This is a genomic window from Sphingobacterium prati, from assembly GCF_013167215.1.
GTDB classification, from domain to species: Bacteria; Bacteroidota; Bacteroidia; order Sphingobacteriales; family Sphingobacteriaceae; genus Sphingobacterium; species Sphingobacterium prati.
Map to the genome: position 1 here is coordinate 39143 of NZ_JABJWY010000038.1, position 22411 is coordinate 61553.

The window sequence follows — 22411 nt, forward strand, 5'->3', positions numbered from 1 at the left end:
CTTCAGTGAAAACAAAGAAGCTGCATCTTTTAAGGATACAGCTTCTTTGCTTTATACTATTTTTTGATATTACATGCCGCTATCGTCAAGCATAAAAGTATTTTTCTTTGTTTTCCATTTTCCTTTTGTGAAATCTGGGAACGCTAAGGTTTTATTGCCTTTTTTGATGGACTCCGTCGAAAGAGGGAATACCGCGCTCATCGTTACCGAATCGTAAACGTCAATTGGCGTTTGAACCTTTTGTTTTACAGCTTGAATAAAAGCATTGAATACAAACCAGTCCATGCCACCATGACCCGAACCTGTCGCTAATTCTTCGTATTTTTTCCAGATAGGATGGTCATATTTTTTTACCCATTCTTCCGCTGGGTCCCAAGTATGTGGTTTTGATTTACCTTCGATGTGAATGCCTTTGGCTACATCCATCCAGATACCCTCAGTACCTTGTACGCGGAAGCCAATCGAGTAAGGTCTTGGCAAGTGGGTATCGTGTGTCAATAACATCGTTTCTCCATTTGCACATTGCAGCATGGTCTGCGTAATGTCTCCGTTTTTATAGTTTAATTTACTATTCGGATGTCCTGGCGATACTTTGTTTACATAAGCTGCCAGTCCACGTGCTTTACTTGAGTAAGATGTAATGTGCGTGAACCTATTGCCTTTGTTGATGTCTACAAATTGCATGATTGGACCTAAACCATGCGTTGGATAAAGATCACCATCTTGATCAATGTTGAATTGTGTACGCCATTGGGCTTCAGAAATTGCCTTGGATCCATACTCTGCACCGTGTCCGTAATAACTCTTTCCATCATTGAATAGAACTTCACGTAAATCATGTTGATAACCGCCTTCAAGGTGTAACAATTCACCGAATAAGCCCTGTCTGTGCATATTAAGAACTGCTAGTACATCGCGACGGAAAGCAACATTTTCCAATGTCATGTAAGGCTTGCCAGTCTCTTCAGATGCTTTTACGACATCCCAGTGATCTTGTACAGTTAGGCCAGCGATAACCTCACAACCTACATATAAACCTGCTTTCATAGCATCGATAGCCTGATCTTTGTGAAACTGCCAGGGTGTTGCGATGATAACGGCATCTAGTTTTTCACTGCTCAACATTTTTTTGTAGGCATCAACACCGCCAGTGTACTCTTTCGGAAGTTTGGTGCCTTTTGCATTGAACTGTTTACGGCATTGTGCAAGCGATTCTTCCTGTGTATCGCATACGGCCACTATTTCTAAATCGTCTCTATTCAAGGCAATCTGAACGTGGTTACGACCACGGAGACCTACTCCGATAAAGCCGATTTTTATTTTCCCATTTGATTGGGCAAATAAGTCTGTGCTCGAAAGGACGCCGATTCCAGCGGTAGTGATTGCAGTTGATTTAATGAAATTTCTTCTATCCATTGTTTTGAGATATGAGGAGTTTGTATATTAGTTATTTCTTTTAATGAAGAACCATCTATGAGACTGGTGCTTATCAACAAATATATTATTTCATTTGCTATAAATGAAAGTGCAATCGTTTGCTTAAATTTATTAAATTTCATGCAATCGTTTGATTGAAATAAAAATTATCATTTATTAATTCAATTTATGATATTGCAAGCACATTGATGATTTAAAAAACTTAGTTTAATGTCTGATTTTAACCAATTAGTAGTAGAGAACGCAGCAAAACAATTCACATTAGAGGGAGATATCATTTCAGTGCAGCCTTTTGGTTCTGGTCATATCAATGATACTTATCGTGTAATTACTTCCATAAATACAGGGATATCGCATTTATTGCAACGTATTAACCATCACGTTTTTCCAAATGTAGAGGGGTTGATGCACAATATTGAAATTGTAACGAAACATCTGAGTAAAAAAGTAAAGGTTGCTGAAGGAAAGCGGGTCAGCGACCATGTATTGACGATTGTTCCAACTTTAGAGGGGCAATTATATACGAGAGATAGCAAAGGAAATTACTGGCGTATGTTTATCCTTATAGAGGATACGAAGAGCTATGATATTGTGGAGACCGAAATACAAGCCGCAGAAGGAGGACGTGCTTTTGGACTGTTTCAGAAGCAGCTTTCTGACCTTGATGCTTCAGGTATTATCGAGGTACTTCCTAATTTCCATAATATAGAATTTCGACTCGAAAATCTTCAGAAGGCCATCGCAGAAGATGCTTGTCAACGTGTTAGCCTGGTCGAAGATAAACTGGATTTTATCTTTGACCGTGAAAACCGGATGAAAACGATTTTAGATTTGGGAAATAGAGGTGCATTACCTTTGCGTATTACGCATAACGATACAAAATTTAATAACGTATTGTTGGATGTTCATGACAAAATGCAATGTGTAATCGATTTGGATACAGTAATGCCCGGATATGTAGCCTATGATTTTGGGGATGCTATACGAACCATTATAAATCCTGTTGCCGAAGACGAAAAAGATATATCGAAGATCGTGCTGAACCTTTCTTTGTATAAGGCATATGCCGAAGGATACTTAGAAGAGGCAAACGAATTCCTGACCCCACTGGAGAAAGAAACCTTGGTGGATGGTGCATTTTTATTGCCTTATATGCAAGGTGTACGTTTTTTGACCGATTACATCGAGGGGGATCATTATTATAAAACCAAATATGACGAACATAATTTGGTACGTACCAATACGCAATTGAAATTGGTGGAGGAGATGGAAAAGAATGAAGAGTTTATGAGGAAGGTAATTTTTGACTGTATTTAACGATTTTATACCTTTAATATTTGAGAAGCTTCCATCATATGATGAAGCTTCTTTTTCTTAACTTTATTGCATATGAAGAAACTAACCATTCTGCCTATAACATCAAATTTGACCGGCAGACTCAACTTTAATCAGCTTTCGGATCTTGTCGCAGACTTTGAATGGAATACATTGCCCCATAGTAATTGGAGTGAGTCGTATCCTTATCAACCAGAGGTACGGTTTAAAATTGGATATACGGAAAAGGAGCTTATAGTACAGTTTGATGTCGCAGAGGAGCAACTACGTGGAAATTACTCAGAGGCGAATCAGAATGTTTGGGAAGACAGTTGTGTAGAATTTTTTATTTCGTTTGATGACCGTAAGAATTATTATAACATTGAATTTAATTTAATAGGAACGGGACTGATTGGATATGGATCGCCGGATAAAGCCACGAGAAATAGGCTTAGTGCGGCTGAAATTGAAACGGTGCAGACATTCTCATTGATTGAGCGGCATAGCGGAACTGACAAGCATTGGACCATGATCCAGGTCATTCCACTGGCAGTCTTTAAGTTTAATGATACACGTGATTTGAAAGGAAAGACGATACATGGGAACTTTTACAAATGTGGTGACAATCTAAAACAACCACATTTTGTTTCATGGAATAAAATAGATAATCCAACTCCTAATTTCCATTTGCCTCAATTCTTTGGGGAATTAATCTTTGGATAGAAGTTGGATTAATAAATGTTGATGCTTATTGGTAAACAGATTCTTTTTTGAATTTTTTTGCCAATAACGCATATACCAAAACACGGTATTTATTTTTATTGGATTTACCAATAGTCGTAATAACCTCTTCTAATGCCTTGTCTAAATCAGGACCATCTTTAAGACCTAATTTTTTGATCAGGAAATTTTGCTTGACACGTTTAAGCTCCTCAGGATCCGAAGCAGCAATAGTTTCTGAATCTGCATTATAAATGGAAGGTCCCATTCCTTTGGTCACTTTTGCAATAAATGCATCATCTAGTGATAGACCTAGTTTTTTTGATTCTGCAGTATATGCAGCAATTTTTTCATCTAATTTGCTCATAATTATGTAAATGATTTAATTGTAGTAAGTTAAATTAAGGGAAAAAAGTTGGAAAACAAAATAATTGTTTGGGGTTAAACAAAGATTGTTACATTTGTAACCGTTTAAGTGCCGGTAACTGAAAGTGTAGAAAAAATGAGTGAATTATTCTTTGCAATTGTTGCAAATTACATTTTTATAAATTATCTTTGCACCTCAATAATTGAATATACGTAATCATAATAATAATGAAAAAAGATTTGCATCCTTCAAATTACAGATTAGTTGTATTTAAAGATATGTCAAACGACTATGCTTTTATTACTAAATCTTGTGTTGACACGAAAGAGACTATTCAGTGGGAAGATGGTAATGAGTATCCAGTTGTAAAATTAGAGATTTCTCATACATCGCACCCTTTCTATACAGGTAAAATGAAATTGGTTGATACTGCTGGACGTATCGATAAATTCCGTAGCCGTTACAACAAAAAATAATTGTAGCAGATCTGTATATTACAATATTAAGAACTCGATAAATATTATTTGTCGGGTTTTTTTTGTTATTTTTACTTTGTGAAAATCTTTTTTGTAGATTGTTTTGATGCTGTCCGATCGTTGGATAAGCTTACCTTCCCGCTGGCTTCTTTTGATAAAAAGAGTTTATATCCTTTTACTTTTATTAAATCCTGTCTGGACCTACGTGTCGGTATTTTGACATTAAGGGAGAAATGGCAGCAGCTGGCGATAACATTTGACCTGGAGATTGCTGAAGGTGACGGGATTGAGGATGGTGCTATTTGGGTAACTAAGCATGTTATTCCTACCGTGGCATTGATACAGACTATTTCAAACTTGCAAATAGGAGATGTCTTGTCGCAAGACGGAACGATTATCGCTTTTCGGTATCACAAAGAGGGCCATCTTAAGCTCAAGAAGGTAGAGGATGATCTCTATTTATTAAGAGGGGTGGAAGACCTGTTCTTATTAACGGGGACCGAAATAGCAAATGATTTTAAACTTCTGGCTAAAAGAACCTCGATAGCCTCTGTTTCTTCTACTAATCAATTATTGGGTACAGACTTTTATATCGCTGATCAGGTCAAGATGGACTGTGCGACACTTAATTCTACATGTGGGCCGATTTATATCGATGAAGGTGTCACCATTATGGAGGGGGCTCATCTGCGGGGTCCACTGTATCTGGGAAAAGGGGCTGTCGTAAAAATGGGTGCAACGATATATGGGAATGTATCTGTCGGAAGGCAGAGTGTGGTGGGAGGTGAAGTGGGTAACTCAATCATTGGAGATTTCTCGGCAAAAGGACATCACGGCTACTTGGGATGTTCGGTTATTGGTGATTGGTGTAATCTAGGAGCAGGAACATCCAATTCGAATCTTAAAAATAATCTAAAGACAGTGTCAATTTATGATTATAAGTTGGGCGGTTTGAGAGATACGGGCTTATTGAAGTGCGGTATTTTTATGGGAGATTATACGCGAACAGGAATAAATTCTTCTTTAAATACAGGAACAGTAATTGGAATTGCAAGTATGCTAGCAGATACAAGTTTTTATGCTAAATTTGTACCGTCGTTTGCCTGGGTGTTTAATGGGGATACACAAGTCTATAACTTTGACAAATTTATGGCGTATCTGGAAACCCTATATAGGTCAAAACATGAACAACTGCCTGAACGACTAAAGAGGGAATTGAATCAACTTAACAAAAAATATAATTAAATCGTAAAAATCATGCGTAAGAAAATCGTAGCTGGTAATTGGAAAATGAATTTAGACTATCAATCCGGATTAAGTTTATTCTCCGAAATTATCAATATGGCCAAAGATGAAGTAATTGGAAATCAAGAATTGGTTGTGTGTAGCCCTTTCATTCATTTATCAAGTCTTGGGCAATTGTCTAAGAATGTTGCTAATGTGAATATTGGTGCACAAAATATTCATCAGGCAGAATCTGGAGCATATACAGGTGAGATTTCTGCAAGTCAGGTAAAATCTGTCGGCGCTTCACATGTGATCTTGGGTCACTCTGAAAGACGTGCTTATTTTGGTGAAACAGATGCATTGTTAGCAGCGAAAGTAGATATTGCTTTGAAACATGGCTTGACTCCTATATTTTGTATTGGAGAAACCAAAGAAGAACGTGAATCCGGTAATTTCTTTGAAATAATTAAAACACAATTGACTGATGGATTGTTCCATCTGTCCAATGAAGCTTTTGCCGCTGTGGTATTGGCTTATGAGCCAGTTTGGGCAATCGGTACAGGACTTACTGCTAGTCCGGAACAAGCACAGGAGGTACATCAATTTATTCGTCAGGTGCTGGCCGAAAAATATGGACAGGAAACAGCGGATAACACCAGTATCCTTTACGGTGGATCTTGTAATCCGGGCAATGCAAAAGATTTGTTTGCACAGGCAGATATTGATGGTGGTTTGATTGGAGGAGCTTCTTTGAAATCGAGAGATTTTATAGATATTGCCAAGGTGTTTAACGGCTAATTTTTAGAAATGAAATACATAGAGGTTATCTTTCAAATGCTATCAGGTGAGGAATGGCAAAAAGATCTGTTGGTATCTGATTTGGCAGACATTGGCTTTGATACTTTTGAAGATACCGAGTCTGGATTTGCAGCTTACATAGCAGCTGCAAATCTTGATTTGCAAGCATTAGAAACGTTAATGCTGAATCTTGATGAGGGGCTTGAAGTAGATTATAGCGTCCAAGAAATAGAAAATCAGAATTGGAATAAACTCTGGGAAAGTAATTTTAATCCCATAGAAGTTGGTGGACAATGTTATGTGCGCGCAACATTTCATGAGCCAAGACCGGATTTTCCTTATGAAATCATTATTGATCCTAAAATGTCTTTCGGGACAGGGCACCATCAGACTACATCTATGATGCTTGAATATATTCTGGAAAATGATTTTAATGGCAAGCGCGTGTTGGATATGGGTTGCGGTACGGGTATCTTAGCGATCTTGGCATCAAAAAAAGGAGCTGAGTCTGTGCTGGCCGTAGACTACGATGATATTTGTGTAGAAAGTGTTGCCGAAAATACAGCGCTTAATAATGTCAACAACATCGCTACGCGCTGTGGTTCTTTTGAAGTTTTAAAAGACCGGCTTTTCGACAGTATTTTAGCAAATATTAATCGGAACATCCTATTGGAACAGTTGCCACAATATGCTTTAAGTATCAATAAAAATGGAGCATTGTACTTAAGCGGATTTTATGAACAGGAAGATTTGGCGATATTGCATGATGCCGCTGTGTCCTTCGGTTTCGAATTTGTCTCCAAAAAAGTTTTAAATAATTGGTGTGCAGCCAAATTTGTGAAACGGTAATAGAGCGATGCGTATTCATTTTATAGCGATAGGTGGTAGTGTGATGCATAACCTTGCCATTTCCTTGGCAAAACAGGGGCACCAGATTACAGGATCTGACGATCAGATTGTGGAACCTTCCCGTTCTCATCTTATCGAAGCTGGCTTATTGCCAGATCAGTTGGGATGGTTTGCCGAAAAGGTAACGGAAGATATTGATGCAGTTATTTTGGGAGCACATGCAGAGGCAAATAATCCCGAATTAGAAAAGGCACAAGAACTAGGGTTGAAGATCTATTCTTTCCCCGAATTTATACAAGAACTTTCGCAGGATAAGATCCGTGTGGTGATCGCAGGGAGCTACGGAAAAACAACTATCACGAGTATGGTCATGCACGTGATGCGTTTCTTAGGTAAAGATTTTGACTATTTGGTAGGGGCACAATTACGAGGTTTTGATAAACTCGTAGATATTACCAAGAATAATAAGATTATTATTATCGAGGGAGATGAATATGTTTCGTCAAAAATTGACCCTAAGTCTAAATTTCTATATTATAAACCTAATATTGCCTTAATCTCGGGTATCGTATGGAATGAATTTAATTCCAAAATATCCAAAGAGGAATATATTAAACAATTTGAAGATTTTATTGATTCAATACCTCCTAAAGGTACACTAATCTATAATAAAGAGGATGCTGTGCTACAGAAAGTGTTGCAGGATACCAAAGACTGTAAAATCAACAGGCATGGTTATAAAATCCCTGACTATACGATTAATAAAGGAGTGACATATCTTAATACAGCAGATGGAGATGTTCCTTTACAAGTATTTGGAAAGCATAATTTGTCCAATATCGCAGGGGCCTATACGGTGTGTGAATGGTTGGGCATCAAAAAGAAAGAGTTTTTTGATGCGATAAAGAGTTTTAATACCTCTATTCGTTATTTGGAATTTGTCGCCAGTTCTGAGGGATCTGTAGTTTATCAAGATTACGCTTACAATGCCGATAAAGTCAGGTCAAGTATTCATGCAGTAAAAGAACAATTTCCTAATCAGAAATTGGTCACAATAATTGAATTAAACTCGTATGATAGTTTAGATTCATCGTTTTTGTTACAATATGCTGATTCCATGCGCGAGTCGGATCTCTCTGTCGTCTACGTGAATATCAACTCCTGTAAGGAACTTAATAAGAATATTGAAAGTGTTCCTGATAATATTAAGAAATGTTTTAATGATCCTGATTTAGAGGTGGTTGTAAGTTTGGATGGCTTGTATTCTTTTTTAGACGGCGTTAAATCTAGAGGTTATAATTTACTGCTTATGAGTTTAAATAATTATAACGGGGTTAACCTATCTGTCCTCGCTGATCGTTTTTTTAAGGATTTTTAAAGAAAAAATTATAATTTAATGTAAATTAATTTTTATTTGCTATTTTTGTTTAAAATATCTACCAGATGAATGCATTAGGAAAAAAAATTAGATTACTTAGACACCAAAAAGGGTGGAGTCAAGAGGATGTTGCAAAGCGATTGGATATCTCAATCCCAGCATTTTCTAAAATTGAAACAGGTATTACAGACGTGAATCTGTCTCGCCTAAATCAAATTTCAAAATTATTTAATTTGACAGTTGTTCAACTATTATCTACTTCTGATTCAGAAGAGGATAAAGAGTATGTTAATGAAGTCAATGCGCTGACGCAAAAGTTGCAACAACGCGACGGCGAGGTTATCGAACTTCAGAAAAAGGTCATTGATCTTTATGAACAATTGCACAAAAGATAGGGCATATTAAAAATGTTACTGAAAAGGCAATCCAAATGGATTGCTTTTTTTGTTTATGCAACTTTATTTTGTCCAAAAGTGATTTTGTTTTTGTTTCTTTGTAAGTATTTTATAAAAATAAAGGTTGATTACTTATGGGGAGATTAAGCGGGGATATAACAACTAGCCCGTCTACTGATTTTTTTAAATCAAATGTATTAGGGCAGCGCTCAGGGCTGTTCGTACTTTTTTTTACAGAGATGTGGGAACGGTTCTCGTTCTATGGCATGCGTGTCCTATTGATGCAATTTTTAACCGCTGCGGTTATACATGGAAGCCCTTTCTCGGGCTGGGCTTGGACAGCGCAACAGGCAGGTGCATTATACGGAACGTATGCAATGATGCTTTATTTGACACCTATCCTTGGTGGAATTATCGCCGATAAATACATCGGATCTCGAAAAGCTGTTATTATTGGTTCATCAATTATGACATTGGGGCATGCGGCAATGGCTTTCGATACGGCTATCATGTTTTTTCTGGGTTTGATCTGTCTAGTGATCGGAACCGGTTTTTTCAAACCCAATATGCCTTCAATCCTTGGTGAAATGTATAAAGATCTGCCTGAAAAGAAAGACGGGGCATATACGATATTCTATATGGGTGTCAATGCGGGCGCTTTCTTCGGTATGATGCTTTGTGGCTATATCGCCGAAACATATGGATGGCATTGGGGATTCGGTTTGGCCGGTATTTTTATGCTTCTTGGTACGTTACAGTTTGTTTTCGCAAAACCACTTATGGGCAATCTCGGTATTTTAGACAAGTCTGTGGCCGGTGAAAAGAAAGAAGTCACGGTTAGTGATACGGATACTAAAAATCCGTTTACACGAAGAGATTATGTGCTGATCGCTATCGTATCTATTATCGGTTTTGTATACGCTTTTAATGACCCATTGTCAAAAAATGGTATTGTTGATGTTTTCGCCGGACTGGATACCTCTTTTCTTAGGGGACAGTATATCATGGTCATCGTCGCATTGATCCTTTTCATTTATTTGATTGTTTCCCGGATTTTGCGCTATGACAAAACAGTTAGGGACAGAATGTTTGCTGTGGTGCTGTTAGCTTTTTTCCTCATCTTCTTTTTCATGAGCTTTGAACAAGGGGCAACCTCATTGGTTATTGTAGCGCGAGATAATATCGATAGAGCGCTTACAGGTGGGGCATTGACAACATTTAATGTCGTCAATGGTTTGCTAACCATTGTACCGCTATCAATTATTAGCTGGGTCCTAATTAAACTAGCAAAGGTAACCTGGGATAAGATTGCAATATCAAATATCGTATTGTTTATCTGTTTTGGACTGATCTGGGGTGCCGCAATCTGGATGCTTTATCAGGAGTTTAACAAAGAAGCTTCAGAAATCAAAGTATCCTGGTTTTCAATTCTTAACTCCTTTTTTATTATTGCGCTAGCATCCACAGTTTCTAAGATCTGGGAATCGAAATATAATCCTTCCGCAGCATTTAAATATGGATTTGGTTTGATTCTAGTTGCTATTGGATTCTTAATTATCGGATTAGGTTCTTGGGGAATAGCGCCAGGCGTGAAAATTTCAATGGTATTTCTTGTCTTAACTTATCTGTTCCACACATTGGGGGAATTATTTATTTCACCGGTGGGCTTATCCTATGTTTCTAAATTGGTTCCAGCCCGAATGTTGGCTTTTATGTTTGGTATCTGGTATCTAGCCATTGCTATTGCACAAAAAGTTGCAGCGGTACTGGGGGGACAAGTGGAAACAATTCAGCAAGAATACTCGTTGAGTCACTTTTTCTTTTTATTTACAGCGATTCCAGCGTTTGCCGGATTGCTTGTAATGTTATTCAATCCTTTGATCAAAAGATTGATGCACGGAATTAAATAATAACTACATAAGCTTCTTTTACGAAAGAAGCTTTTTTGATTAATAATAAATACAGTATGGAGGCGAGTACACGCGAGTCGTTAGAGGAGATTCAAAATTTTAAGGGCAAGTACCCACGGCAAATCTGGAGCCTGTTCTTTTCGGAAATGTGGGAACGGTTTTGCTTTTATGGCATGCGGGGCATGTTGGTGTTCTTTATGATCACCCAACTAAACTTTGCGGAAAAAGAGGCTAATTTACAGTATGGAGCTACACAGGCATTTGTCTATGCTTTTACATTTATCGGTGGACTTTTTGCGGATAAAATTTTGGGTTTTAGGAAATCATTGTTCTGGGGGGGATTATTGATGATCGTAGGAAGTCTTTTTCTGGCGGCGGATCCACATCAATATTTCTTTTTTGGTCTTTCGTTTATTATTATTGGTACCGGCTTTTTTAAACCGAATATCTCTACCATGGTAGGAGAACTCTATCGCGATGGAGACAACCGTCGTGATGGTGGCTTCTCGCTTTTCTATGCGGGGATCAATCTAGGTGCATTTTTGGGTGGTTATGTTTGTGTAGCAATCGGTAAAGGGTATATGTTAACGTCAATAATTTCTGAGGCCCATCGTTGGAATGTAGCTTTTGGTTTGGCTGCGGTAGGGATGTTGGCGAGTTTGATTAACTTTCACTTTACGAAGAGACATTTGGGGCCTATTGGGCTCAAACCCGGACACCCAGATGCTATCGTAAAGACTAAACCTCTGCCAAAATGGGTAGAGTATGCCGTGTATATGCTGACATTGATTTTTATACCTGTAATTCAGATCATGGTATCAAAAACGCAATATACCGACTATTTTATGTACACCATCGGGCCATTGACGCTTTTGTATCTGTTCTATGAAATGTCAAAAGTAACCAAAGAAGAACGCAACAAATTAATCGCTGCTTTAGTGTTTATCTTGTTTTCCATTATCTTTTGGGGGATATATGAACAAAGTGGTGGTTCATTGAGCATATTTGCCGCTAAGCACCTGAATGACTCATTACTTGGAGCGGTGACACTTGATCCAAATGGTGTCAATAATTCGGGCGGTGCTTTGTTCATTATTGCTCTTGCGCCATTATTTGGCTTATTCTGGATTTGGTTGGGGAAACGTAAACTTGAGCCTAATACCATCATCAAGTTTGGTTTGGGCTTTGTTTTCTTGGGACTAGGATACTATGTGCTTTTTGCGACGCGTTTATTTGCTCATGAGGGTATGACTTCATTGGATATCTTCACGCTTGCGCTATTGGTGATCACTGTTGGTGAACTTTGCCTTTCGCCAATAGGGCTTTCAATAATGACGAAACTTTCTCCAGCAAGGTTGCAGGGCATTATGATGGGGATGTGGTTTTTGGCAAGTGCATATGGTCAATATGTCGCAGGACTGATCGGTGCGAGTATGGCTGAAGCAAAGGAAGGAAGTTCGTTGGCGGATAACTTAGTGACTTATACCGGAAGTTACAAGCAATTAGGCTTGTATTCTTTAATTGCCGGTATAGTCCTGATCGCCTTGTCACCTCTAGTGCGGAAACTCATGGGAAATGTGAAATAATTTCTGATCACTAAAATACGCCACTCCTACGGTATTGATTCGTGTCTGCTTCGTAACTGCTTCGGGAAATAGTCGTATCAGCTTCGAGGTGTTACAGTGATGAGAGCGTGGTGAGTCCGAGTCTAACACGGATTCGCCACGCAAAGGTATCGGTGAGATCTTACTCTTACCTGCTCTTAGGGGCGAAGAAGGGCCAAATACGACCCGAAGTATAGTCAAATGACAGTCGAACGATAGCCGAAGCACACTCGAATACTACATAGGACTCGGACTCTGTTTCGAAAATTAATATATATATTTTTATATCAACTTATTGTATCCTATTCATCTGCAATAAATTTTATTATTGTTAAACCAAAAAAGCCTGATTATTTCTAATCAGGCTTTTCTGTTATCCGTATATCCATTTGAATTTATATTCTTTTTCTGGCACTTTCATGCGGTCTGCCAATCTCGTCAGACGATCGGGAAGTCTTAAGAGATAATCTCTTGCTTTTTCACCTTGATCATTCAGACCTGAAACTTGATCAATCTTCCATTCATTATTAAGTTCTTTCAAGATATCAACATAATCCAATGCTGTATACACACCCAGTCGTTGCGCAGCATCAGAAAAATGTGCAAAGGCTTCGCCTTGAGGCTCACCTGCTTCTCTTAAGAATTGAGCTGGCATAACGATTTTCTTACGCATCATATCTTCAAATGCGATCATCACTTCGCTAGGATCTACCGTCATTGCTTTTGATATGAAGGACATATATGCTTTGGCATGGCGCGCTTCATCCGATGCAATGACACCACACATTTTTGCCAAAAGTTTATCGCCACTTTTTTTGGAAAGCCCGGATACCCGACGATGGGATACGTTGGTAGCAAGCTCCTGGAATGATGTATATATAAAGTTACGGTAAGGGTCAGCACCAGTTCCGATGTCAAAACCGTCTTGTATCAGGTATTGTGTGGACATTTCAAACTGGCGCATATCTATTCTACCTGATAAGTAAAGGTATTTATTCAATAAATCACCGTGGCGGTTTTCTTCAGCAGTCCAAGCACGAACCCATTTCATCCATCCGCCTTGTTCATTTTTATTGACATCTTCAACCATTGTCAACCAAGATTCGTAGGTCGGAAGAGCCTCTTCCGTAATGGTGTCGCCGATTAATACAGCTACCAAATCGTATGAAAGCTCTTTAGCACTTTCCTGTAAATCTCTTATTTCCTCAAAAAAAGTATCCCTAGAAGCATCTGGAAGGAAATCAGCGGGTTGCCACATTTCTTCTACAGGCTTCAGGTATTCGCTCATTTCATTTAACATGAAAGGCTCCAAGTAGGCCATCACTTCTTTACGTGAGCCTTCTGGTAAATTTAGAGGTAATTCTTGCATATCAATACAAAGGTAAATAAATAGCTCCAATAAATTATAAAAGCAAGTTATAATTGTTTAAAATGGTCAATAAGGTAGAAAAGGAGTTTTTTTAACGAGATAGAGTAACTTTATATTTTGGCGGGCCTACCGATAGGATCATTGATAATGACATAAAAAACAGATTGCCCGTCCTGTATTCGATAAAATACTATTAACTTTGTATAAATTATTGAGACAACTTTGGAAAGATATAATATAGATAAAATACGTTCAGATTTTCCTATTCTAAAAAGACAGGTGAATGGCAAACCTTTGGTTTATCTGGATAATGGAGCGACAACACAAAAACCCGTTACAGTAATTGATGCTATTGCTCATTATTATAAGGATATGAATAGTAATGTACACCGGGGCGTTCACTACCTGAGCCAGATATCGACGGATGCTTTCGAGGTTACCCGTAAAAAGCTTCAATCTTTTATCAATGCTCCTGAGGACAAGCAGGTGATTATTACCAAGGGTACGACTGATAGTATCAATTTAGTGGCGACTTGTTATGGACGGGCATTTATCCATGCGGATGATGAAATCATTATTTCTGCCATGGAACACCACTCTAATATTGTACCTTGGCAAATGCTCTGCGAGGAAAGAGGCTGTAAGATCCGTGTTATCCCGATGAATGATAAGGGAGAGCTTGATATGGAAGCTTATGAAGATTTATTTAATGAAAAAACAAAATTAGTTTCCGTGACGTATGTCTCCAATGCACTTGGTACAATCAATCCTGTCAAAGAAATGATTTCGACTGCCCATAAGCATGGAGCAGTTGTATTGGTTGATGCGGCACAAGCTGTCCAACATATTCAAGTGGATGTACAAGACCTTGATGTTGACTTTTTAGTGTTTTCTGGACATAAAATGTACGGCCCAACCGGTGTTGGTGTATTATATGGTAAGGAAGAATTATTAAATGCAATGCCTCCTTATCAGGGTGGTGGCGACATGATCAAAGAGGTGACCTTTGAAAAGACAACTTATAATGAATTGCCTTTTAAATTTGAAGCAGGTACACCGAATATTGAGGCTGGAATCTGTTTAAATGAGGCTATTGACTATATCAATTCAATCGGCTTAAAGAATATCGAAGCTTATGAGCACGAACTGTTGGAGTACGCATCGGAAAAATTATCCCAGATTCCTGGAATGAAATTCATTGGCACCGCGGACCAAAAATGCTCTGTCATTTCATTCATTATCGAAGGTACACACCCATATGACGTTGGTGTAATTTTAGATAAATTGGGAATAGCGGTGCGAACTGGTCATCATTGTGCGCAACCTGTTATGGATCGCTTTGGCATCCCGGGGACAATCCGGGCTTCATTGGCACTCTACAATACAAAAGAAGAAATAGATATCTTGGTGGCAGGTATTCAGCGTGCTGTCAATATGTTAGTGTAATAAAAATGGTTATGACGATTAATGAAATACAAAACGAATTAATTGAAGATTTTGCTTTTTTCACTGACTGGATGGAAAAATATGAGTACATCATCCAGCTTGGGAAAGAAGTTCCTTTAATTGATGAGCAATATAAGACAGAAGAATATATTATTAAGGGCTGTCAGTCCAAGGTCTGGTTATATCCCGAGGTTAAAGACGGTAGGGTGTATTTCACTGCTGATAGTGATGCAATTATCACCAAGGGTTTGGTTAGCCTGATGGTTAAAGTTCTGTCTGGGCATACAGCGAAAGAGATCGTTGATGCAGACCTGTATTTCGTCGATGAGATAGGTTTAAAAGAACATTTGTCGCCGACTCGTGCGAACGGGTTATTGTCCATGATCAAACAAATGAAATTATATGCATTAGCATTGCAAGTCAATGCTTAGCTGATATAAAAAAGGGATGACCATCATCCTTTTTTTATGCATGTTATTAGGAGCTTTGCTATTGGGTCGCGAGCTTATCCTATTAAATCTTTTATAATGATTTTTTTCATTTTCATCAACGCTTCTCCGGCGCCGGGATATTGAAGATATGTTGCAATTTGCTCAGGTACAATTTGCCAGCTTACACCAAATTCATCCTTACACCAGCCACACATGCTTTCTTGTCCTTGTGCCGTAATGCGATTCCAGTAATGGTCAATTTCCGCCTGATCTTTGCATAAGATGGTGAGCGAAATTCCTTCATTAAAAGTGAAGTTCTGATTGACACCACTATCCATCGCCATTAGCGTGAATCCTTTGATGAGGAATTGTGTATGTTGGATTAAACCCTCGTATTCACCTGCTGCGTAACGCATGATACCGTTGCTACGAAAATCTTTAAATAGTTCCTCATAAAACTTTAGCGCAGCTTCACATTTACCTTGTTGGGAACCACAGTACATCAGGGTAGGGACGATTGCTTGCTGATTGGTGCCGCTCACCTTGCCTTGATATAATTGCCAGTTTACACCATATTTATCCGCTATCCAACCATAGTAGGGACTCCAGGGGAAGTTGTCTAAGGGCATTAATATCTCACCATCTGCTGAAAATACATTCCAGATACGATCAACCTCTTCTTTTGATTCGCAGATCACCATAAATGATATGGATGGGTTGGGTTTAAATATCGGGCCTCCATTGATTCCGATAAATTTTACACCATCGAGCTGAGCCTCGACAACAATCGGGGAGTGGCCTGTAATAAAGCTGTTTGGAAAGGTCTGACAGTATAGGTCAAAAGCCTCTTTTGCATTTTGATCAAACCAGATGGAGGGTATAATTGAATTTTCCATGAGCGTCGATTTTTGAGTTGAAATTCATTATTTATATTTATCATTTAGTCCTTTGTTGGCGATAATCATCGGTCTGATTTTTTCGAGACGGGATAATTTAGTTTTTTCCTGCTTTGCCTCGTCGATATATTGGATATATTCTTTTTGTTTTCCCGGAGTTAAGGCCTTGAAATGATCATGAAATGCCTCATCTGAACGAAGTGCCTCGAGTAAAAGACCGGACGGAGGGATAATTTCGGTCTTAGCTGGTTTAATTTCTTTTCCGTCATCAATTGTTTGAATAGACTCTTGAATATATGCTTCAATTTTGGCACGATCCATCTCATTCACATCCGTAAAACGCCATTGGCGAAGTGCTTTGGTTTTACCTTCTGAGGCATTGATCAGAAAGTTTTCCTTATCTTCTAAAAACACCCCGTTATAGAACCAGAGGGAAAAAAAATGTTTGAAGCCTCCCCACCCGATGACATTCTTTCCCTTGTGCGTATAAATATAACTACCCCATTTAAATTCTTTCTGTAGTGTGGTTTTCAATATGATCTGTTGCATCAGTTCTTCAGCTTCACGCCAATTTCCGCGGCTTTTATGCCAGTTGGGTCCCTGTTTATCCTTGAATTTTTCAATGTTAAATGCAACGATATCCCGGATGATTTTTTCGGGGATGGGCTGGTCTATCGGAACCTGAATAGCTCCTTTTGTTGTTTTGAAAGTTTTGAGCTGAGGAGCAAAATGTGCGATGGCGTCTGGCCCTGGGTATATTCCGAGATGTTGCTTATTCATGGCAAAATGAATTAGATTGCCATTCAATCGGAAGGTAGGCATCTGGTAGGAAATGGTTTCTATGGCTGAAGGGGGAACCGCTCCAGCAATAAACTTGTAGATCTGAATGAGATATTCTTTCTTACCTCCTTCAAATTGGTTGATATATGCTTCGATTGTCGAAATGCTGCTTGTCATACTACTATTCCTAATTCTTGATCCTTGTGTATTTTGTTGACAGAAACCGGATCGTCTGCTGCATTAATGTGCTCAGGTTGTCCGTATTGATGTCACTTAGTTTCTTAATGTAAATACAAGCTTTCCCGAGCTTGAATTTTCCCAATTGTTCCACAAAGATCCTGTGTTCGTCGAGTCCGGTATATACATATAGCGAAATAGCGGCTTTTCGGGGGCTGAATCCTATCAAAGGAGCATGTCCTTGGTGGCCGCTCGCGTATCTATAGTGGTACTGTCCGAAGCCGATGATGGATTCGCCAAACATTTTTGGACCTTCATTTGAGACAGTCTGCATCAAATGTATCAGCTCGATGCTATCCTCTCTCTTTTGAATATCTGGTATTTCGCGAATAAAGTCATCGACATTCTTTTCGAGATAGGATGTTTTATTTGTTGTCATCGTTTCAACTTGTAATTTATTTGAAGTAGGTATTAGCTACATCTGCTGATTATATGATTTCTTTTAGTGTGATATCGGGCTCTTTATCTAGCTTATCAATTATGCAGTGGGTTGTTTCGACTTGACTTTCCTTGTATGGCGTCACCTCTATAGATATCACTTTCTTTGCTTAATTTATGAGTTATTGTGTTAGAATGGGGTTTCGATTTTAATTACGTTTGCGGAAACATAAAATCAAACGCGCCTTTTCGAAGATTGATATTATATTCAAGATAAGCCTTCATACAGGCTAAAAAATTTGCCCAGCCTTCTGTTTGGCGCATCATAATCAAAATACCTTCCTGATCGTTGTTCATTTCATGTTCTGTAATTTTGACAACGGTAGAATCATCCACGAAGGAAGACAGGTGGATTTCAACTAGCTGATTGGCGATCCCTCCGCTCCAGTCAAACGAAATATAGGTGTCTGGGTGAATTGTTTTTCCGGTAACAGGGAAATTGTCCGGGAATTCGGGAAACGTCCATTCTATGGTTTTTCCGGACTCCAGGCGGCCGGTTGAAGATTTAATAAAATAATGGTTCATTTTATTCGGATCAACTATAGCTTCGAAAACTTCACGTATGGGTTTTTGGATCTGAATACTTGCTTTAGCGGTTAGCTTTTCCATAATTTTAAATTTTTAACAAATATAAATACTGCCTCTAAAATATCCTGACTGTTTTGGTGATTTCGATAAGGATTTCACGGGTATTGACTGTCGGTCGTATTTCAACATGCCGATGATCTCGGTAATTGTTCATGTTTCTTAAGTTTATAATATGAAGTAAACAGCCCTGGAGTTAATAGGTTTTATTTTTTTTGACTTTGCGTATCTATTCCCCTAATATGAACAAAAATTACACTTTATTTTTGGCTTTTTGAGGTATTTTTGAAGCTGGAATACATTATTTCTGTTGAACGGTTGCGCTCCTCCGAGCAGAAGGTTCGGCTTTGGAAGACAATTATAATACTAAATTTATGATAAATATCAGGTATTGCCTTGTTTTAATACTTTCGGTTGCCACAATTTCGGTCAAAGGGCAAGTTAGAGACGCTAATAAGGGAAACGAAGCTGCGGACATGTTTAATGACCCTAGTACAAGGGATATAAATGCAATATCGGCTGCAGAAGCTGGTTGGTGGAAGTGGTCTGCAACAGGACAAAAAGAGCGTGTTGAAAAATGGAAAAAGGCAACCTTTGGCATGTTTGTCCATTGGGGTGTTTATTCGCAATATGGTAATGTGTGGAAAGGGAAAAAAGGTGGTGGATATGCGGAGCATTTGATGCGCGTCATGCACATCCCCCGTCAGGAATACCTGGATTCTGCAGCGAGATTTAATCCTGAAAAATTTAATGCAGAAGAATGGGTAACCCTGGCAAAAAATGCCGGTATGAAATACTTTATCATTACGGCTAAACATCACGATGGTTTTGCCATGTATCCTTCGCAATATGCCAGCGCTTATGCGATCAAGAGTACCGCATTAAAGGGAGATCCACTGGCAGAACTTGCTAGAGCTTGTCGGAGGCATGGTCTATTATTTGGGTTTTACTATTCGCATGCATTCGATTGGGAGCACCCCGATGCGCCAGGAAATGACTGGGATTATACTAACCCGGGCGGGGATAAGTTGCTGGGGGGAGCAAATTGGTTCGACAATCATCCGGAATGGTTGCCTAAAGCAAAACGTTATGTAGATGAAAAGGCAATTCCGCAAATAACGGAACTGATCCATAAGTATCATCCCGACTTGCTTTGGTTTGATACACCGCATAAGTTACCTCTGTCCGAAAATTTAAGAATTCTGAAGGCAATCAGGGCTACTGATGCCTCTATTGTTGTTAACGGACGATTAGCCCGTACCGGTGACAAGAATTATGGTGATTATTTGAATACTGCTGATCGACCGGAAGAGTTCTACCCGGTTTCTGCAGGAACTTATTGGGAGGCTATTCCTACAACGAATGATTCGTATGGCTATTCCTCAACAGACAAGAATTATAAGCCAACAGCGCATTTTATTCAATTGTTGGCAAAAGCCACAGCAATGGGAGGGAATATCCTGATGAATATTGGTCCCAAAGGCGATGGCCGTATTGATTCGCCTGATGTTGCCATTTTGCAAGGGATAGCGGCATGGATGGCAAAGAATAAGGAAAGTGTCATTAATGTAGATCCATCTCCTTTACCTCGTCAACAATGGGGAGTGATTACGAAAAGAGGTAGTATCTTGTATTTGCATATCTTTGATAAGCCAAAAGGAGATAAATTGACCGTAGGCGGACTTACCATGGGAGTTAAATCTATTTCACTGTTGTCTTCAAAGAGGAGAATCAAAAACTATATTTCAGATGCTGTAGGACTTCATATCCCATTGGATCAAATAGCGGACGATCTGGCTGACGAAGTTATTGTTGTCCAATTAAAACAGGATACCGTCGCACCTGATACCAATGAGCTAGTTTTTGTTGATCCTAATATTGCACAAAATAGGTTGTTGTCTTTCTATGCAAGACAATATGGGGATCCGATGAAATTTGGGGATGGTAAAAGGGATCGTTATTATGTTTCTGGATGGAAAAACAGTGAGCAATATCTTGGATGGGATATCAATGTATTGGAACCTGCGGGCTTTGACGTCTCAATACGCTATGTAAAGGATGTGGAAAATGCGGGAGGGGAGATGATTTTAAAAATAGGGGGGAAAGAAATCAATTTCTTAATTGACCCATCATCTCCTACAAGTGGCCGTGGAAATTCGATATTGATTGGCCAAATAGATTTGCCGAAAGGAAAGCAAACAGTAGAACTTCATGCAAAAAATATTGTAGGGACGGAGACAGTTAAGTTCTTGGAGCTCATCCTGAGACATGATAAAAAGTGATCCCGCTGTGATTGGCTCGGCCCCGCAGTTATCGTGCACATCCTTGAGCCTCCATCGGATCGAACCCGGCCGACCCTTCGTTCGAATCCTAAACATTTAAACAAGAAAAGCTAATCTTGCGATTAGCTTTTCTTTGTGATCCCGCTGGGATTCGAACCCAGGACCCATACATTAAAAGTGTATTGCTCTACCAGCTGAGCTACGGAATCCTTTCTGTTTTTGAAAGTGATGCAAAGGTATAAAAAGATCTGATTGTGTCCAAATGTTTTTGTTTTTTTTATTTGTATATTTTATAACTGCGTATGAATTACGCTATTATTTTTTTAGAAAGAATAGAATCTTGTTTAATACTAATACAATTTGATTGTAAATCGAGCGATTTTATGAGAGCTATGTTTGTTTTTTTGTGAAAATCCAACGTTATTAAATGAGAAAAGTCGGCATACCTTGCCGACTTTTCTATATTTTGAGAAATATGGAGACGACATTATTCTGTCACAACGCCCATATTGCTGAATTTGTCAATGCGTTCTTTGATCAATGTATCGCTGTCCTTTGCTGTCAATTCAGCTAGATCTTTCAATAATTGCTCTTTCAGATTAGCCGCTGCTTTTGCAGGATCTTGATGTGCCCCACCTAATGGTTCAGGAATAATACCATCGATCAAGCCATTACCCAACATATCAGTGGAAGTTAGTTTTAATGCTTCTGCAGCCTTCTCTTTATGATCCCAACTTCTCCATAAGATTGATGAACAAGATTCGGGAGAAATAACAGAATACCAAGTATGTTCCATCATATATACACGATTACCTACCCCGATACCCAAAGCTCCACCAGAAGCACCTTCACCTATAACCACACAGATGATCGGAACTTTAAGTACGGCCATCTCCATAAGGTTGCGTGCAATGGCTTCCCCTTGCCCCCGCTCTTCAGCTTCTAAACCTGGGTAAGCTCCCATGGTGTCGATTAATGTAATGACTGGCTTATTAAACTTTTCTGCCATTTTCATCAAGCGTAATGCTTTACGGTAACCTTCCGGATTGGCCATGCCAAAATTATGATATTGACGCTCTTTGGTATTTTTACCTTTCTGATGACCAATGATCATGACAGCATTACCATCGATAGAGGCCATTCCACCTACAATCGCCTTGTCGTCTTTTACCGTGCGATCACCATGCAATTCAATAAATTCATCGCAGATGGCTTCGATATAATCATAGGTCTGTGGACGATCCTGATGCCGTGACATTTGAACGTTCTGCCAACCCGTTAAATTGCTGTATATTTCTTTTTCCGTAGAAGCAAGTTTTTCCTCAAGTTCACGAACGGTTGCGCTCATATCCACCTGGGTTTTTTCGGCAACTTGTGTTACCTTTTCAATCTGCAATTGCAAATCTGCAATTGGCTTTTCAAAATCAAACGTGGTTTTCATATATCTATTTTATGAAAATATTCAAGGGGCT

The 22411-nt window shown here is 38.9% G+C and carries 21 protein-coding genes and 1 tRNA gene; 13 read left to right on the top strand and 9 right to left on the bottom strand.

Going from position 1 to position 22411, the window contains the following annotated elements; genetic code table 11:
* Nucleotides 1-69: 69 nt before the first annotated feature.
* On the bottom strand, nt 70-1416 hold the full coding sequence (locus HPC41_RS19615; RefSeq protein WP_172395778.1) for a Gfo/Idh/MocA family protein: 1347 nt from the start codon (nt 1414-1416) through the stop codon (nt 70-72).
* A gap of 231 nt (nt 1417-1647) precedes the next feature.
* Here HPC41_RS19615 and HPC41_RS19620 point away from each other — a divergent pair, with 231 nt between their 5' ends.
* Entirely contained in the window at nt 1648-2754 is a 1107-nt protein-coding gene (locus HPC41_RS19620) for a phosphotransferase enzyme family protein (RefSeq protein WP_172395780.1), read from the top strand.
* 72 nt (nt 2755-2826) lie between these two features.
* Nucleotides 2827-3474 carry a carbohydrate-binding family 9-like protein gene (locus tag HPC41_RS19625; protein ID WP_172395782.1) on the top strand — a complete coding sequence of 216 codons (648 nt, stop codon included), beginning with the start codon at nt 2827-2829 and terminating at the stop codon, nt 3472-3474.
* Between the two features lie 25 nt (nt 3475-3499).
* Here the strand turns inward: HPC41_RS19625 and HPC41_RS19630 are convergent, their stop codons facing one another.
* Nucleotides 3500-3838, bottom strand: coding sequence for a DUF2853 family protein (locus HPC41_RS19630; protein ID WP_077437479.1), 339 nt, complete (start codon nt 3836-3838; stop codon nt 3500-3502).
* 227 nt (nt 3839-4065) lie between these two features.
* Here HPC41_RS19630 and HPC41_RS19635 point away from each other — a divergent pair, with 227 nt between their 5' ends.
* The 8 genes from HPC41_RS19635 (at nt 4066) to HPC41_RS19670 (ending at nt 12457) form a co-directional block, all read left to right on the top strand.
* Nucleotides 4066-4314 (top strand): type B 50S ribosomal protein L31, encoded by a 249-nt coding sequence (locus tag HPC41_RS19635; RefSeq protein WP_077437478.1) that lies wholly within the window; start codon nt 4066-4068, stop codon nt 4312-4314.
* Nucleotides 4315-4392: 78 nt separating this feature from the next.
* Complete coding sequence (locus tag HPC41_RS19640; protein ID WP_172395784.1) at nt 4393-5559, top strand: putative sugar nucleotidyl transferase; 1167 nt, start codon at nt 4393-4395, stop codon at nt 5557-5559.
* A gap of 12 nt (nt 5560-5571) precedes the next feature.
* The gene (gene tpiA / locus HPC41_RS19645; RefSeq protein WP_172395786.1) at nt 5572-6339 is read left to right on the top strand and encodes a triose-phosphate isomerase; all 768 of its coding nucleotides are present in this window, start codon (nt 5572-5574) and stop codon (nt 6337-6339) included.
* Between the two features lie 9 nt (nt 6340-6348).
* Nucleotides 6349-7188 carry a 50S ribosomal protein L11 methyltransferase gene (gene prmA / locus HPC41_RS19650; protein ID WP_172395788.1) on the top strand — a complete coding sequence of 280 codons (840 nt, stop codon included), beginning with the start codon at nt 6349-6351 and terminating at the stop codon, nt 7186-7188.
* A gap of 7 nt (nt 7189-7195) precedes the next feature.
* Entirely contained in the window at nt 7196-8566 is a 1371-nt protein-coding gene (locus HPC41_RS19655) for a Mur ligase domain-containing protein (RefSeq protein WP_172395790.1), read from the top strand.
* A gap of 65 nt (nt 8567-8631) precedes the next feature.
* Nucleotides 8632-8961 carry a helix-turn-helix domain-containing protein gene (locus HPC41_RS19660; protein WP_070566095.1) on the top strand — a complete coding sequence of 110 codons (330 nt, stop codon included), beginning with the start codon at nt 8632-8634 and terminating at the stop codon, nt 8959-8961.
* Between the two features lie 134 nt (nt 8962-9095).
* Nucleotides 9096-10871 carry a peptide MFS transporter gene (locus HPC41_RS19665; RefSeq protein ID WP_172395792.1) on the top strand — a complete coding sequence of 592 codons (1776 nt, stop codon included), beginning with the start codon at nt 9096-9098 and terminating at the stop codon, nt 10869-10871.
* 56 nt (nt 10872-10927) lie between these two features.
* Nucleotides 10928-12457, top strand: coding sequence for a peptide MFS transporter (locus tag HPC41_RS19670; RefSeq protein WP_172395793.1), 1530 nt, complete (start codon nt 10928-10930; stop codon nt 12455-12457).
* 391 nt (nt 12458-12848) lie between these two features.
* On the opposite strand, the gene HPC41_RS19675 is transcribed toward HPC41_RS19670, so the two are convergent.
* Nucleotides 12849-13844 (bottom strand): acyl-ACP desaturase, encoded by a 996-nt coding sequence (locus HPC41_RS19675; protein ID WP_172395794.1) that lies wholly within the window; start codon nt 13842-13844, stop codon nt 12849-12851.
* Between the two features lie 222 nt (nt 13845-14066).
* Here HPC41_RS19675 and HPC41_RS19680 point away from each other — a divergent pair, with 222 nt between their 5' ends.
* Nucleotides 14067-15290 carry a cysteine desulfurase gene (locus HPC41_RS19680; protein ID WP_172395796.1) on the top strand — a complete coding sequence of 408 codons (1224 nt, stop codon included), beginning with the start codon at nt 14067-14069 and terminating at the stop codon, nt 15288-15290.
* A 5-nt stretch (nt 15291-15295) separates the two neighbouring features.
* Nucleotides 15296-15721 (top strand): SufE family protein, encoded by a 426-nt coding sequence (locus HPC41_RS19685; protein WP_246250924.1) that lies wholly within the window; start codon nt 15296-15298, stop codon nt 15719-15721.
* A gap of 74 nt (nt 15722-15795) precedes the next feature.
* Here HPC41_RS19685 and HPC41_RS19690 read toward each other — a convergent pair whose 3' ends face one another.
* The 4 genes from HPC41_RS19690 to HPC41_RS19710 all read right to left on the bottom strand — a co-directional run bounded on the left by HPC41_RS19690 (nt 15796) and on the right by HPC41_RS19710 (nt 18681).
* Entirely contained in the window at nt 15796-16617 is an 822-nt protein-coding gene (locus HPC41_RS19690) for a VOC family protein (RefSeq protein ID WP_172395799.1), read from the bottom strand.
* A gap of 27 nt (nt 16618-16644) precedes the next feature.
* On the bottom strand, nt 16645-17574 hold the full coding sequence (locus HPC41_RS25185; protein ID WP_216660835.1) for a DUF1801 domain-containing protein: 930 nt from the start codon (nt 17572-17574) through the stop codon (nt 16645-16647).
* Between the two features lie 10 nt (nt 17575-17584).
* Entirely contained in the window at nt 17585-18013 is a 429-nt protein-coding gene (locus HPC41_RS19705; RefSeq protein ID WP_172395801.1) for a DUF1801 domain-containing protein, read from the bottom strand.
* 212 nt (nt 18014-18225) lie between these two features.
* Nucleotides 18226-18681 (bottom strand): SRPBCC domain-containing protein, encoded by a 456-nt coding sequence (locus tag HPC41_RS19710; RefSeq protein ID WP_172395802.1) that lies wholly within the window; start codon nt 18679-18681, stop codon nt 18226-18228.
* Nucleotides 18682-19031: 350 nt separating this feature from the next.
* On the opposite strand from HPC41_RS19710, the gene HPC41_RS19715 reads away from it, so the two are divergent.
* Complete coding sequence (locus HPC41_RS19715; protein WP_172395804.1) at nt 19032-20939, top strand: alpha-L-fucosidase; 1908 nt, start codon at nt 19032-19034, stop codon at nt 20937-20939.
* 136 nt (nt 20940-21075) lie between these two features.
* Here the strand turns inward: HPC41_RS19715 and HPC41_RS19720 are convergent.
* Both HPC41_RS19720 and HPC41_RS19725 read right to left on the bottom strand, forming a co-directional pair.
* Nucleotides 21076-21148, bottom strand: a tRNA-Lys gene (locus tag HPC41_RS19720).
* A 278-nt stretch (nt 21149-21426) separates the two neighbouring features.
* Complete coding sequence (locus HPC41_RS19725) at nt 21427-22380, bottom strand: acetyl-CoA carboxylase carboxyltransferase subunit alpha (protein WP_172395806.1); 954 nt, start codon at nt 22378-22380, stop codon at nt 21427-21429.
* Nucleotides 22381-22411: the final 31 nt, after the last annotated feature.